At 74.4% G+C, this 1352-nt stretch carries 1 protein-coding gene; it reads right to left on the bottom strand.

Annotated features, from left to right (window positions below):
• Positions 1-68: 68 nt before the first annotated feature.
• The gene (locus AB0O00_RS39710) at positions 69-1175 is read right to left on the bottom strand and encodes a peptidoglycan-binding protein (protein ID WP_363659530.1); all 1107 of its coding nucleotides are present in this window, start codon (positions 1173-1175) and stop codon (positions 69-71) included.
• Positions 1176-1352: the final 177 nt, after the last annotated feature.

The raw sequence follows: 1352 nt of genomic DNA, 5'->3' as shown, positions 1-1352 counted from the left end.
GCCGTCAGGCCGTCAGGCCGTCAGGCCGTCAGGCCGTCAGGCCGTCAGGCCGTCAGGCCGTCAGGCCGTCAGGCCGTGACGTGGTACCAGAAGCCGCCGGTGCGCAGGCCGACGTAGTGGACGTCCGTGCCCGTCTCCTTGGCCTCGTACATCATGTCCGCGCCGGTGGCGGGGTCGGCGCCTGCGTAGAGCACGACGTGCGTCGTGGTGTGCGCGTCTGTCCCGAAGTACTCCAGGTCGCCGGGCCGGCGCTGGGACTCGGTGACCTGGGTGAGGTGGCGGTCGAGCGTCTGCTGGTTGGTGTCGCCGCCGTTGGCGAGGTCGAAGCCGGCGCCGAACCAGTAGGCCGCGCGCACCAGGCCAGAGCAGTCCAGTCCCGCGGTCGTGTCGGCCGGGCAGGGCTGGATCGAGCCGGTGTAGCCGTCGCACGTGCCCAGCGACGGTCCCGGCCCCTCGCCGCGCAGCGAGTGGCCGCCACCCCACACGTACGGGACGCTCAGGAAGGCCTTCGCCGCGGCGAGCACCTTGCCCGGGTCGACGGGGGTGCCGGGCGGCGGCGGGGTGCCGGTGGAGCCGGCGTTGCCGCTGTACAGGGCGGCCTTGGTGCCCTGGCCGACGACGCCGTCGACGCCGAGGCCGTGGAAGGCCTGGAAGTCTCGCACGGCGGTGTCGGTGGCCGGGCCGAACTGCCCGTCGACGCCGAGCCGGGCGCCGAGCTTGTTCAGCATCGTCTGCAGCGTGGTGACGCAGGGCCCGCTCGCGCCGGTCCGCAGGTCGCCGCACTGGGTGCGCAGGTCGACGGTGCCGGGGGCGGCTGCGGCGTCGAGCGCCGACTTGGTGCCCGGGCCGACGATGCCGTCGACCGCCAGGGCGTGGGCGGCCTGGAAGACGCGGACGGCCGTCAGGGTGCCGGGCCCGAACTGCCCGTCCACGGCGATCGCGGCGCCGGTGGCGTTGAGCTCCAGCTGGAGCTGGGTGACGCAGCCGTCGGCCTCGCCCTGCCGGATGTCCACCGGACAGGCCGGGGAGGTCAGGCCTATGGGAGTCGGTGCAGTGGGGGTCGGTGCGGTGGCCGCGGGCGCGGCCGAGGCGGCCAGGGCGCCGAAGCCGCTCACGACGGCGGCCAGGGCGAGGCCGAGCGCTAACCGTCGGCGGGCGGGGAGGAGGGTAGGCACGGGCGGGTGCTCCAGGTGTCTGAGGATCTCGAGGTGTCTGAGGATCTCGTGGATCGACGGCGAGGGTCTCCGATGATTCGTCAACCACCGTGCGACGGCCGGGATCGACCCGCTGCCGTCGGTGCCGCCAGTCTGCCGGGCAAGCTGCCCCGCGCAAGGGCCGGTCGTGTCCGTCCC

This window comes from Kitasatospora sp. NPDC093558, from assembly GCF_040683475.1.
Taxonomy (GTDB): domain Bacteria; phylum Actinomycetota; class Actinomycetes; order Streptomycetales; family Streptomycetaceae; genus Kitasatospora.
Note: the sequence above shows the minus strand (reverse complement) of the source record. Positions and strands in the feature narration are given on the sequence as shown.